Origin of the sequence: Streptomyces mexicanus, from assembly GCF_902506575.1 — a bacterium.
In the GTDB taxonomy this organism is placed as follows: domain Bacteria; phylum Actinomycetota; class Actinomycetes; order Streptomycetales; family Streptomycetaceae; genus Streptomyces; species Streptomyces mexicanus.
In genome coordinates this window covers 209,332-221,665 of record NZ_LR732544.1, presented here as the reverse complement: position 1 = coordinate 221,665, position 12,334 = coordinate 209,332, and the positions used below count along the sequence as shown (strand labels likewise).

10 protein-coding genes and 1 pseudogene are annotated in these 12,334 nt (G+C 74.2%); 7 read left to right on the top strand and 4 right to left on the bottom strand.

Annotation, left to right across the window (positions count from 1 at the left end):
• Positions 1-529 precede the first annotated feature (529 nt).
• Together GV126_RS01020 and GV126_RS01015 are read left to right on the top strand one after the other, a co-directional pair.
• Positions 530-2,053 carry a glutamate-cysteine ligase family protein gene (locus tag GV126_RS01020; RefSeq protein WP_159662002.1) on the top strand — a complete coding sequence of 508 codons (1,524 nt, stop codon included), beginning with the start codon at positions 530-532 and terminating at the stop codon, positions 2,051-2,053.
• A 384-nt stretch (positions 2,054-2,437) separates the two neighbouring features.
• On the top strand, positions 2,438-3,238 hold the full coding sequence (locus GV126_RS01015; protein ID WP_159662001.1) for a CPBP family intramembrane glutamic endopeptidase: 801 nt from the start codon (positions 2,438-2,440) through the stop codon (positions 3,236-3,238).
• 186 nt (positions 3,239-3,424) lie between these two features.
• Here the strand turns inward: GV126_RS01015 and GV126_RS01010 are convergent, their stop codons facing one another.
• Entirely contained in the window at positions 3,425-4,234 is an 810-nt protein-coding gene (locus GV126_RS01010; RefSeq protein ID WP_159662000.1) for a PhzF family phenazine biosynthesis protein, read from the bottom strand.
• 150 nt (positions 4,235-4,384) lie between these two features.
• Here GV126_RS01010 and GV126_RS01005 point away from each other — a divergent pair, with 150 nt between their 5' ends.
• From GV126_RS01005 to GV126_RS00990, 4 genes and pseudogenes are all read left to right on the top strand, one after another.
• Positions 4,385-5,026 carry a PadR family transcriptional regulator gene (locus GV126_RS01005; protein WP_419796006.1) on the top strand — a complete coding sequence of 214 codons (642 nt, stop codon included), beginning with the start codon at positions 4,385-4,387 and terminating at the stop codon, positions 5,024-5,026.
• 276 nt (positions 5,027-5,302) lie between these two features.
• Positions 5,303-5,980 carry a Clp protease N-terminal domain-containing protein gene (locus GV126_RS36075; protein ID WP_438947823.1) on the top strand — a complete coding sequence of 226 codons (678 nt, stop codon included), beginning with the start codon at positions 5,303-5,305 and terminating at the stop codon, positions 5,978-5,980.
• Between the two features lie 133 nt (positions 5,981-6,113).
• Complete coding sequence (locus GV126_RS00995; RefSeq protein ID WP_419796008.1) at positions 6,114-7,118, top strand: EamA family transporter; 1,005 nt, start codon at positions 6,114-6,116, stop codon at positions 7,116-7,118.
• A gap of 222 nt (positions 7,119-7,340) precedes the next feature.
• Positions 7,341-8,317, top strand: a pseudogene (locus tag GV126_RS00990) (DMT family transporter).
• A gap of 142 nt (positions 8,318-8,459) precedes the next feature.
• Here GV126_RS00990 and GV126_RS00985 read toward each other — a convergent pair.
• Positions 8,460-9,092 carry an FMN-binding negative transcriptional regulator gene (locus GV126_RS00985; RefSeq protein WP_159661998.1) on the bottom strand — a complete coding sequence of 211 codons (633 nt, stop codon included), beginning with the start codon at positions 9,090-9,092 and terminating at the stop codon, positions 8,460-8,462.
• Entirely contained in the window at positions 9,092-9,778 is a 687-nt protein-coding gene (locus GV126_RS00980; protein WP_159661997.1) for a pyridoxamine 5'-phosphate oxidase family protein, read from the bottom strand. The genes GV126_RS00985 and GV126_RS00980 overlap by 1 nt, the downstream gene beginning before the upstream one ends.
• A gap of 35 nt (positions 9,779-9,813) precedes the next feature.
• On the opposite strand from GV126_RS00980, the gene GV126_RS00975 reads away from it, so the two are divergent.
• Positions 9,814-11,145: an aminotransferase class I/II-fold pyridoxal phosphate-dependent enzyme gene (locus GV126_RS00975; protein ID WP_159661996.1), complete on the top strand. Its 1,332-nt coding sequence runs from the start codon at positions 9,814-9,816 to the stop codon at positions 11,143-11,145.
• A gap of 126 nt (positions 11,146-11,271) precedes the next feature.
• Here the strand turns inward: GV126_RS00975 and GV126_RS00970 are convergent.
• Positions 11,272-12,334: DMT family transporter (locus tag GV126_RS00970; RefSeq protein ID WP_438947822.1), on the bottom strand; the 1,063-nt coding region annotated here is incomplete at its 5' end.

The window sequence follows — 12,334 nt, the reverse complement described above, 5'->3', positions numbered from 1 at the left end:
GCGCTGTCAGCTCTCGGGGCAGGAGGCGGCGGCGCGAGGTCCGGGCTTCCTCGGATCCTCGGGTCCGTGGACGATCAAGGGGGTGCGGACGTGGGGCATGCCCGAGGTACCCCCGACCGCGGTCCGGGGCGCCACGGGTGCCGACCTTCTGCCGTGGTGCAGAGTTTATACGACAAATGTTCAGGCGATGTTTCGCCTAGCTGTTTCGGGCGTGAACAACAAGTCTCTATTCGGTCGGAGATTCCTGTCAATCGTCGTGTTCCACGGCGGGTGCAGGGCGTTGACCTCGGCTCCTGCCGACGCGGCGGGACGGCTCGTTGTCGTCGGAGTTTTTCACGAGTCGTCCGGGGTACGAGAAAGTGCTGGCCGCCCCATGCCTGCTGAATGTGCCTCCGGCCTTCCGGGCGCAGCGTAGTCGGTGTGTGGTGCCGCCGGGACGTTATCGATCGCGTACGCGGGGCATCATCCCACCTGACTTTGATCCCGGCGGCCGGATCCACGGCCGGCCCGAGCGAGGAGGGACGCTGCGATGGGCGAGAAGGTCGTCGCGGGCGAGTTCGACCTGTCCGATCGCAACCGTTACCGCGACAAGCTCAGGCGATGCCTGGAGGGACTGGCGCGGCTGCTGGCGCAGAAGCGGTTCGATCGGCCGAAGAACCTCATGGGGCTGGAGATCGAATTGAATCTCGTCGGCCCCGACGGAATGCCGAAAATGCTGAATGGGCAAGTACTGGAGCGCATCGCCAGCCGTGACTTCCAAACAGAACTTGCCATGTTCAACCTGGAGGTGAACATAGCCCCACACCGGCTGGGCGGCCGGGTATTCGACCGGCTCGCCGAGGAGTTGCGCACGTCGCTGGCATATGCCGACCGAAAAGCCGCCGAGGTCGACGCCGGAATAGCGATGATCGGCATTCTGCCCACCCTCGACCGGGACGACCTCGTCTCCTCGAACCTGTCCGACGTCGACCGCTACACCCTGCTCAACGACCAGATCGTCGCGGCCCGCGGCGAGGAGTTCACCCTCGACATCGACGGGGTGGAGCACCTGACCTGCACCTCGAAGTCGATCGTGCCCGAGGCGGCCTGTACCTCCGTGCAACTGCACCTGCAGGTCACGCCCGGCCGTTTCGCGGACGTGTGGAACGCGGCGCAGGCGGCGAGCGCGGCACAGATCGCCGTCGGCGCGAACTCCCCGTTCCTCTTCGGCCGCGAGCTGTGGCGGGAGTCCCGGCCCCCGCTGTTCCAGCAGGCCACCGACACCCGGCCGCCGGAGCTGCAGGCCCAGGGCGTGCGGCCGCGCACCTGGTTCGGCGAGCGGTGGGTGACCTCGGCGTACGACCTGTTCGAGGAGAACGTGCGCTATTTCCCGGCGCTGCTGCCGATCTGCGACGAGGAGGACCCGCTGGACGTGCTGGACGCGGGCGGCGTGCCGAAGCTGGCCGAGCTGGTCCTGCACAACGGCACGGTCTACCGCTGGAACCGGCCGGTCTACGACATCGCCGACGGCGTCCCGCACCTGCGCGTGGAGAACCGGGTGCTGCCCGCCGGGCCGACCGTCACCGACGTGGTCGCCAACGCCGTCTTCTACTACGGCCTCGTCCGCGCCCTCGCCGAGGAGCCGCGCCCGGTGTGGACCCGGCTGCCGTTCCAGGCCGCGGCCGCCAACTTCGAGGCGGCGTGCCGGTACGGGATCGACGCCCGGTTCACCTGGCCCCGCCGCGGCCGGCTGTCCGGCACCGCCGAGGTCGACGCGGTCACCCTGGTCCGGGACGAGCTGCTGCCGCTGGCCGAGGCCGGGCTGAACGCGTGGGGCGTGGAGCCGGCGGACCGGGACCGGTATCTCGGCGTGATCGAGGAGCGGTGCCGGCTGCGGACCAACGGCGCCCGGTGGCAGGCGGCCACCTTCCACCGGGCGCTGGAGCGCGGCCTGGGCAGGGAGGAGGCACTGGCCGCCACGACCCGCCGCTACCGAGAGCTGATGTGGCTCGATGAACCGGTCCACACCTGGCCGGTCGGCCTGCCGGAGCCGGAACCGGTGCCGTTGAGGTGAACCGGGCCTTGAGAGGTGAATCGGCCCCTGAGCTGGTCGGTGCCTCTGGGCTGACCCGTGGCTCTGCGGTCAATCGGGCCTTGAGCCGAGCCGTGTCGCTGAGCTGAATCGGTCGCTGAGCTGCCCCGTGCCTCTGAATTGGGTCGGTCGCTGAGCCGACCCGTGCCTCTCGACTGGATCGGGCCTTGAGCCGACGCGTGTCCCCGAGCCGGTCGGGTGCCTCTGAGCCGGTCGGGTGCCTCTGAGCCGGCCTGTGGTCCCTGAGGGGAGCGGCGTCCGCGCCGCCGTCGCCCCCGGCGCGCCGCCGGCGCCGGGGGCGGTCGCCTCCGCCCGGCGCGGATCGGGCAAGCTGAGACGTCCCGAGACGGTGTACTGGAGGCGCGTGTGCAGTCGGAGACCGGGCCGCTGGCCGATTCTTTCCCCCAGGAGCGGCCGTCGCGCCGGATCTTCCGTGACGAGACGCTGCTCGTCCTGGCGCTCTCGCTCGGCGCGAGCGCCGTGTCCGCCCTGATCAGCTTTGTCGGATCGGTGACGAAGCCGGGCGGTCTGAAGGACCAGGCGGCCACGCTCAACGCCTCCGCCGCGCCGGGCCGGCCCTGGCTCGATCTGGCCTGGCAGCTGTTCGGGATCGTCACCGCGCTCGTGCCCGTCGCCCTGGTCGCGCACCTGCTGCTGCGCGAGGGGAGGAGCCTGCGCACGCTCGGCTTCGACCGCACCCGTCCCGGGCCGGACCTCGGCCGCGGGGCGGTGATCGCGGCGGTGATCGGCAGCGCCGGCATCGCCTTCTACCTGGCCGCCCGTGGCCTGGGCTTCAACCTCACGGTGGTGCCCGAGGCGCTGCCCGCGGTGTGGTGGAAGTACCCGGTGCTGGTCCTGTCAGCGGTGCAGAACGCGGTGCTGGAGGAGGTCGTGGTCGTCGGGTATCTGCTGCGCCGGCTCGGCCAGTTGGGCTGGACCCCGGGGCGGGCGCTGGCGGCCAGTTCCGTCCTGCGCGGCTCCTACCACCTCTACCAGGGCGTCGGCGGCTTCCTCGGCAACGTGGTGATGGGCGTGGTGTTCGCGCTGCTGTACCGGCGGTGGGGACGGGTCGGTCCGCTGGTCGTGGCGCACTCCCTGCTCGACATCGGCGCGTTCGTGGGCTACGCCCTGCTCGCCGGGAAGGTCGGCTGGCTGCCGACGGCGTAGCGGGGGACGTGCTCGGGGCCGAGTGCGGGGGCCTGCGCACGGCGCAGTGCGGTGGCCTGTCCGCGGCGCGGTGCGGGGGACCGCCCACGGCGCGGCGCGGGGCCCGCCACGGACACGCATGGGGACGTGCGCCCCCGCGCGTGGCCGGTGCCGTGGAACAGGCCGCGAGAGTGAAGGGAGCCCGCGCTACGCCAGCAGGTCGCCCTCGATGACGGTGACCGCGTGCCCGGTCAGCAGGGTGCGGTCGCCGCGCACGCCGGTGCGCACCAGGCCGGAGCGGGCGGAGGCCTGCAGTCCGGTCAGGTCGGCGCGGCCCAGGCGCTCGGCCCAGTAGGGGGCCAGGGCGGTGTGGGCACTGCCGGTGACGGGGTCCTCGTCGATGCCCACGTTCGGGAAGAAGCAGCGCGAGACGAAGTCGTAGCCGCGTGCGGGGTCCTCGGCGGGGGCGGTGGCGATGATGCCGTACGACGAGCAGGAGGCCAGGGCCTTGTGGTCGGGGTCCAGGCCGCGGACGGTCTCCTCGTCGGCGAGCTGTACCAGCAGGTCACCGATGTTCGGCCCGGTGTCCATGGCCGTGCTCGGCGCGGCCCCCAGCGCTTCGGCGACCCCTTCGGGCACCTCCACCGGCGTCAGCGGCGCGGTGGGGAAGTCCAGCGTGATCGCGCCGTCGTCCGCCGGCGTCGCGATGAGCACGCCGCTGCGGGTGGCGAAGCGCACCGGCCCGGTGTGGGTGCCGGTGGTGTGCAGGACATGGGCGGTGGCGAGGGTGGCGTGCCCGCACATCGCGACCTCGGTGGCGGGTGTGAACCAGCGCAGCGCCCAGTCGGCCTCCCCGCCCTCGGGCAGCGGGTGCGCGAACGCCGTCTCGGCGTGGTTGACCTCCAGTGCCACGTGCTGGAGCCAGTCGTCCTCGGGGAAGTCGTCGAGGAGGAGAACCCCGGCGGGGTTGCCGGCGAAGGGTCGGTCGGTGAAGGCGTCCACGATTCGCATGCGCATGCCCCGACGGTAGGGGGCCGGTGGAGTCGGCGGCCAAGGCCAATGCGTGATCACTGGCATCGAGCGGGGCAGGTCGGAAGGGGGGTGTCGTAAGAGAGTTTCCGATATATCGTCGAAGCATCACGACGGATCGATGATCGCTACGGATCGATGACGGATGGAGTGGTGGCGATGCACCCCCACGGTTTTGACCACGGACACCGGCACGGCGGCCCCCGGCGCGGCCCGGGCGGCTTCGAGGGGCGGGCCGCTTTCGGTCCCTTCGGACCGGGCGGCCCCGGGTTCGGACCGGGTGGTCCGGGATTCGGTCCCGGCCCCTGGGGCGGGCGGGGGCGCGGCGGGCCGCGCGGCCGGGCGCGGCGCGGCGACGTACGGGCCTCGATCCTGGCTCTGCTCAAGGAGCGGCCCATGCACGGCTACGAGATGATCCAGGAGATCGCCGAGCGCAGCGGCGGGGCGTGGAAGCCCAGCCCCGGCTCGGTCTACCCGACCCTCCAGCTGCTGGAGGACGAGGGCCTGATCGCCAGCGCGTCCGAGGGCGGCAAGAAGCTGTTCTCGCTCACCGAAGCGGGGCGCGCAGCGGCCGACGAGGGCCCTCAGGCGCCCTGGGAGGAGGCCTCCCGCGGGATCGACTGGGAGGCGCTCGGCGAGGTCCGCCAGGCCGGCTTCGGCCTGATGGAGGCCTTCGGGCAGGTCTGGAAGACGGGAAGCAAGGAGCAGCGCGAGAAGGCGCTCACCGTCCTCAACGACGCCCGCAAGAAGCTGTACCTGATCCTCGCCGACGAGGACTGACCTCGGCCGCCCGGCAGACGGGCAGGCATCCGGCGCCCCGTGGACCGCTCCGCGGGGCGCCGTCGCGTGGAGCGGTCCACGGGACGCCGTCGCGAGGACGGCCCGACCTGCGTGGCCCCCTCTGCGGCCCATGTGAGGATTGGCCTGATCTCGACCGTAAGCCTGATCTCCTCCGTAAGGAGGAGATTCCGGCCGGTCGGATCCACTCTGCGTGGGACGCGGAAATGCTTCCCGCCGGGGATGTCCCGTGCCCGGGAGGCTGATGGGCTGGGAGGTGTGCGATCCCGTATCCCCAGGCAGTCGGACCCAACGGCCCACCAGCAGGACGGCCCCGGTCCCGACGACGGCCCCGGTCCCGACGGCGACGCCGGGCTCAGCGCCGAGCTGGCGGCGGTGGTCGCCGCCGCCCGCAGGAGGGCGGTCCGCGACGGCGACCGGCACATCGACACCGCGCACCTCCTGCACACCCTGCTGGAGTCCGACCCGCAGGTGCGCGCCGCCCTGGGCGGCGGCCCGCTGATCGCCCGACTGCTCGGTTACCTCGTGCAGCGCAGCATCGGCTACGGCCTGCGCTGGCAGAGCAGCATCGAGGACTCCGGGGCCCTGCCCGTGCTCACCGAGGCCGCGCGGACCGGGGCGGACGCCCACGGCTGCTCGCCGGCGGCGTCCGCCGCCCTGGCGCACGCCTGTGCGCGCGCCGCCCGCCGCGGCGAGGACCTGGCGTGCGGTCTCGACCTGCTCGCCGGGATCGTCGCCGACCCCGGATCGCGCGCCGTCGAGGTGCTCGCCCGTGCCGGGATCGACGCGGGGGAGCTGGCCGCGCGGCTCGCCGGGGAGCCGGCCGCGCGGCTCGACAACGATGCCGAGGCGTGCGCGCGAGGGGCGGGCGGGACGGACCGCGACGAGACGCCGGAGCCGCCCGCCGCCGTCGCCCGGCCGGCCTCCGGCCGGTGAGCCGAGGGGCGGCGTTGTCCGGCCGGTGAGCCGAGACGCGTCGTTGTCCGGCCGGTGAGCCGAGACGCGTCGTTGTCCGGTCGGTGAGACAGGTGCCATTGGGGGTGACGCTCATGTCGTCGCCTGTCATCATGTGCCGGTGGTGACGTCTTCGATCAGTCAGAGCCCGTCCGGCAAGGGCGTCGGGCTCGGTCTCGCGCTGGTGTCGGCCCTCGCCTTCGGCGGTTCCGGAGTGGCGGCCAAGCCGCTGATCGAGGCGGGCCTCGACCCGCTGCACGTGGTCTGGCTGCGGGTCACCGGCGCGGCCCTGGTCATGCTGCCGCTCGCGGTGCGGCACCGGGCACTGCTGCGGCGCCGCCCCGCGCTGCTCGCCGGATTCGGGCTGCTCGCCGTGGCCGGCGTGCAGGCGTGCTACTTCGCCGCGCTGTCCCGGATCCCCGTCGGTGTGGCGCTGCTCATCGAGTATCTGGCTCCGGCGCTGGTGCTGGGCTGGGTGCGGTTCGTGCAGCGGCGGCCGGTCACCCGGGCCGCGGCGCTCGGCGTGGTCCTCGCCGCCGGCGGGCTCGCGTGCGTCGTGGAGGTCTGGACGGGCCTGAGCTTCGATCCGCTCGGGCTGCTGCTCGCCCTGGGCGCGGCCTGCTGCCAAGTCGGTTACTTCGTGCTGTCCGACCAGGGCGGCGACGCCGGTGACCACGCCCCGGACCCGCTCGGGGTCATCGCCTACGGGCTGCTGGTCGGCGCCGCCGTGCTGACCGCCGTGGCCCGGCCGTGGAGCATGCACTGGGCGGTGCTCGCGCACACCGCGGACATGAACGGCACCCCGGTCCCGGCCGTCCTCCTGCTGTGCTGGATCGTGCTGGTCGCGACCGTCCTGGCGTACGTCACCGGGGTCGTCTCGGTGCGCCGGCTCTCCCCGCAGGTCGCGGGTGTCGTGGCGTGCCTGGAGGCGGTGATCGCGACCGTGCTGGCCTGGGTGCTGCTGGGCGAACACCTCTCCGGGCCGCAGGTCGCCGGCGGCGCGGTCGTGCTGCTGGGGGCGTTCATCGCCCAGTCCTCGACGCCCGCCCAGGGCGCTGCGGAGCCGGTGACCGAGGGTGGCGCGGAAAGGGAGTTGTCGGCGCGGGGAACCGCGGCCTAGGCTGCTGATCATGCACACGAACGCACTCGTTCTTCCGCCCCCGGCCGCCTGAGGCGGGCCCTCCGGTGACCGCCCGGCGCACTGCCGGGCCGGGGCCTGTCGCGCACACGGTGTCTGCCGGGTGACGTGACAGGCCGGAACGGTGCTGCCCGCAGAAGAAGTCCGACGACCCCGCCGCACCGGGGTCCTCCCCGGTGACCTTCTGCTCTGCGGAGACAACTCGTGTCGCATGCTTCCTCAGGCCTGCCCGTCGGGCGCGGCCTGCTGTATCTGATCGTCGCCGGTGCCGCCTGGGGCACCGCCGGCGCGGCCGGCTCCCTGGTCTACCGGGCCAGTGACATGGGGCCTGTCGCCCTGTCCTTCTGGCGCTGCGCGGTCGGCGCCGCCCTGCTGTCCGCCGTCCGCCTGCTGCGTCCGCGCACCCGGGCGGCGGCTCCCGTGCCGCGCGCCCGCCGGCTGCTGCGGGCCGGTGCCACCGGTGCCGGGCTGGCGGTGTTCCAGACGGCGTACTTCGCCGCCGTCGAGGCCACCGGGCTCGCCGTGGCGACCGTCGTCACCCTCGGCGCCGGCCCCGTCCTCATCGCCCTCGGCGCCCGCCTCACCCTGGGGGAACGGCTCGGCCGGGCCGGAGGGGCCGCGGTGGCCGGAGCGCTGGCCGGGCTGGGGGTGCTGGTGCTCGGCAACGGCGGTGGCGCCGTGCACCCGCGCGGTGTGCTGCTCGCCCTGGCCTCGGCGGCGGGCTACAGCGCCATGACGCTGCTCACCCGGCGCTGGGGCCGCGCGGGCGGGGCCGACCACTCGGCCACCACCGTCGGGGCGTTCGTGGTGTGCTGCCTGTGCCTGCTGCCGTTCGCGCTGGTCGAGGGGCTGACCCCGCACAGCGGGGAACCCGTCCGGCTGCTGTGGCTGCTGGCCTACATCGGGTCGGTGCCGACAGCGCTGGCCTACGCCCTGTACTTCGCGGGCGCGGCCGTCGTCCGCTCGGCCACCGTCTCCGTGATCATGCTGCTGGAGCCGGTCAGCGCGGCCGTGCTGGCGGTCGTCCTGCTCGGCGAGCGGCTGACGGCGGCGACCTGCCTGGGCACCGTGCTGATGCTCGGGTCGGTCGGCGGCCCGCCGTCGCCGAGGCGCGCTTGGCCCGCGGCGCCCGTGGAGCCCGGGACGAGGCCGAGCGGGCCGGGGAACCGGCCCTGACCTGACCGGAGTCGGACCGCCCGACTCGCTCGCGGGGCGGCCGGAGCAGCGCACCGGCCGCCCCGGACGACCCGGGAACGCATCCCGGTGCGGACGCCGGCGTGCCCGGGCCGCCGATGCCCCGTCGCGGGTGCGCACCCGGTCGGATCAGGCCCCGCTCCTGCGCAGCAGGTGTTCCCGGGCGGCCGCGTCGCGCGGACCGTCCCGCTCCGACAGGCGTACGGCGATGCGTTCCTGGACCCGGCCGGACCGCTTGCCCGCGTACTTGAACTTGGCCCGCACGCCGGTCACTTCCAGCCTGAGCCCGCGGATCCCGGACAGCAGCCGCCCGTACGGTGCCTCGCCGGCCGCCGCCCGGGCCGAGCCGCCCTCCGGCTGGAAGTGCCCCACCTGCCGGTTCAGCAGCTCGGCCTTTTGCGCCGGGTCGTCCACGACGTGGGCGGTGCAGCGCAGTTGGACGGTGGCGTAGAAACTGGTCGGCACGCCGTGCTCGGGCGGGACGTCCGGCTCCGCCTGCCAGGGGCCGGGGACGTACACGTAGTCGTCGACCACGCTCAGCAGGACCGGCGGGTTGGCCTCCAGCGCGGGCCACAGCGGGTTCGGGCGGGCCAGGTGGGTGACGGCCTCGCCGCGTGCGGCGTCGTAGGCGAAGTGCAGGGGCTGGACGAACGGCGGCTCGCCGGGCGGGCCGGTCACGGCGAGCTGGCCGAAGTCGTGCCCGGCCAGCCAGTCCTGCCACTCGGTGTCGTCGTGGGGCGCGTCCCAGGGATGGACCAGCATCACAGGGCCGCCAGGTAGTCGGGGAGGGCGATGCCGGGGGCCAGGTCCTCCGCGGCGACCGGGGTGCCGTACTGCCGGCGCACCGGGACCACGCCCGCCCAGTGGGGCAGGGAGAGGTCCTCCGGCTCGTCGTTGACGCCGCCGGTGCGCAGCTTGGCCGAGACCTCCTCCAGGTCCAGGCGGAGCACGGCGGTGGCGGCGAACTCCTTGGCGTCGGCGGGCCGGGAGTCGGCCGACCGGCCCGGTATCACGTGGGCGACCAGCGCGTCCAGCGCCGCCCGCTTCTCCTGCGGGGCTGTGACCTGGTGGGCCGTGCCGTGGACCACCACCGAGCGGGAGTTGATCGAGTGGTGGAAGGCGGAGCGGGCCAGGACCAGGCCGTCGACATGGGTGACCGTCACGCACACCGGCAGCCCGGGGTCGGCCTGGCCGGCCATGCGCAGCGGGCGCGAGCCCGTCGAACCGTGCACGTAGAGACGCTCGCCGACCCGGCCGTACAGCGTCGGCAGCACCACCGGCGCGCCGTCGCGGACGAAGCCGAGGTGGCAGACGTAGCCCTCGTCCAGGATCGCGTGCACCAGCTCCCGGTCGTACGACGCCCGCTTCGCGCTGCGGGTGGGCACGGTGCGGTCGGTGGGGGCGTAGGCGCCGGAGGGCGGCGCGGTCGGCTTCGGGGTCCCCTGCATTGCGGTCTCCATTGCACTAGTGCATAATTGGATTTGTGCTAGGAGAATATCCGATCGAGGGGCGCCGTGCAGCCGATATCGCGGCGAGCGTCGAGCGCGCGGTGGGTTCGGGGAAGCTGGAACCGGGCCAACCGCTGCCCCCCATGCGCGAGTTGGCGGCCCGGCTCGGGGTGAATCCCAACACCGTGGCGGCCGCGTACCGCATGCTGCGCGAGCGCGGGGTCATCGAGACCGCCGGGCGCCGGGGCAGCCGGGTGCGCCCCGCACCCGCGACCACCGGACGCGACCACATCCACGTGGACGTGCCCGAGGGGGTACGGGACGTCTCCAGCGGCAACCCCGACCCCGCGCTGCTGCCGCCGCTGGCCCCGGCGTTCGCGGCGGCCGCCGCCCGGCAGGACCGCGACCCGGTGCTCTACGGCGACGTGGCGGTGGACCCGGACCTGGCGCGCAGCGCGCGGGCCCGGCTGGACGCCGACGCGGTGCCCGACGGACCGCTCGCGGTGCTGTCCGGCTCGCTGGACGGCGTCGAACGCGTCCTCGCCGCCCACCTCAAGCCCGGCGACACGGTCGCCGTGGAGGACCCCGGCTGGGGCCGCACCCTCGACCTGGTGCCCGCGCTCGGACTGCGCACGGCGGCCGTCGGCGTCGACGACGAGGGACCGCTGCCGCAGGAGGTGGCGCGCGCCCTGGAGGGCGGCGCACGCGCCCTGATCGTCACCGACCGCGCGCAGAACCCCACCGGCGCCGCGCTGAGCGCCCCCCGCGCGCGAGCCCTGCGCGCCGTGCTGCGCGACCACCCGGAGACCCTGCTGATCGAGGACGACCACGGCCACGGCATCGTCGACCTCCCCCTCCACCCGCTCGCCGGGACCACCCGGCACTGGGCCTTCGTCCGCTCGGTCGCCAAGGCCTACGGCCCCGACCTGCGGCTCGCCGTCCTGACCGGCGACGAGGTCACCGTGGACCGGGTGCACGGACGGCAGCGGCTCGGCCCCGGCTGGGTGAGTCTGCTGCTGCAGCGGGCCGTCGCGGAGCTGTGGGCGGACGCCGCCTTCGACACGCGCGCGGTGGCGGCCGAGTACGGCAGGCGGCGCCAGGCGCTGATCGGCGCGCTGGCCGAGCGCGGCGTCACCGCCCACGGCCGCAGCGGCCTGAACGTGTGGGTGCCGGTCCCGGACGAGACGGGGGCCGTCGCGCGGCTGCTGCACGCCGGCTGGGCGGTCGCCCCCGGCGCGCGCTACCGGCTGAGCGCGCCCCCGGGCATCAGGATCACCGTCTCCACGCTCCGGGAGGAGGAGACGGAGCCGCTGGCGGACGCGGTGGCGACGGCGCTGTCCCCGGCACCGGCGCGGAGCTACGTCTAGCCTCCCGGGCGGCTGAGGTTCCTCCGAGCCGCTCAACGGGGGCGGCGCCGACCGGGGTTGTCCCCGTGATGCGGGAGAGCCCCGGACCGGTGAGGAAGGGAAGGTTCGGGGCTGCGTGCCGCCGCGTCAGACGCGGCCCGCGGGCTCGGGGCGCGCCACCTCCTGCGGCTGCCCGTCCTGGGCCGTCTCCCCGTCCCGCGTCGGCTGCCCAGCCTGCGCCGTCTCCCCGTCCCGCGTCGGCTGCCCGGACGGTGCGGGACGTTCGCCGGCGGTCCCGGCGACCCGGCCCCGTGCCGCGAGGCGGGTGCCGCCCCTGGGGCGGACCTGCGTCAGGGCCGCGCCCGCCAGGACGACCACCGCGCCCACCGGGGTCGACCAGGACAGCTGCTCGCCGAGCACGGCGACGCCCGCGGCGGCGGCGATGATCGGGACGAAGTAGGTGACCATCTGGGCCGTCGTCGGGCCGACCTCGGCGACCAGCCCGTACTGCACCAGCATCGCCAGGCCGGTGCCGAGCGCGCCCAGCGCGGCGATCGCGAGCAGCGGCAGCACGGACCAGTGGCGCGGCAGCTCCGTGAACATCGGGGTGACGACGGCCAGTTGCACCGTCGCCAGCAACAACTGGCCGCCGGTCAGCGACAGATGGGACGCGCCGGAGCCCGCCAGGGTGCGGCGGACGTAGATCCAGCCGACCGGGTAGCTCAGCGAGGCCAGCAGCGCCATGGACGTACCGCGGGCGTCCAGGCCGTGGAAGCCCTGCCAGGCACCCAGCACGGTGAGCACCCCGAGGAAGCCCAGCCCGAGCCCCGCCACCCGCACCCGGGTCGGCCGGTCCTCGGAGAGCGCGACGAGGGACAGCGCCATGCCCCACAGCGGCGAGGTGGCGTTGCAGATGCCCGCCAGCGTGGACGGGATCGTCAGCTCCGAGTAGGCGAACAGCGAGAACGGCAGGGCGTTGAGGAAGAAGCCCGCCACCGCCAGGTGGGCCCAGGTGCGCATGCCGCGCGGCAGCCGCTCCCGCTTCACCGCCATCGCCACCGCGAGCACCGCCGTGCCGAACACCAGCCGCCCGAGGGTCACCTGGAACGGGGCGAAGCCCTCCGTGCCGACCTTCATGAACAGGAAGCTGAAGCCCCAGACCAGGGAGAGGAACGCGAAACGCACGCGCCACGACAAGGGCGGGCGGGTG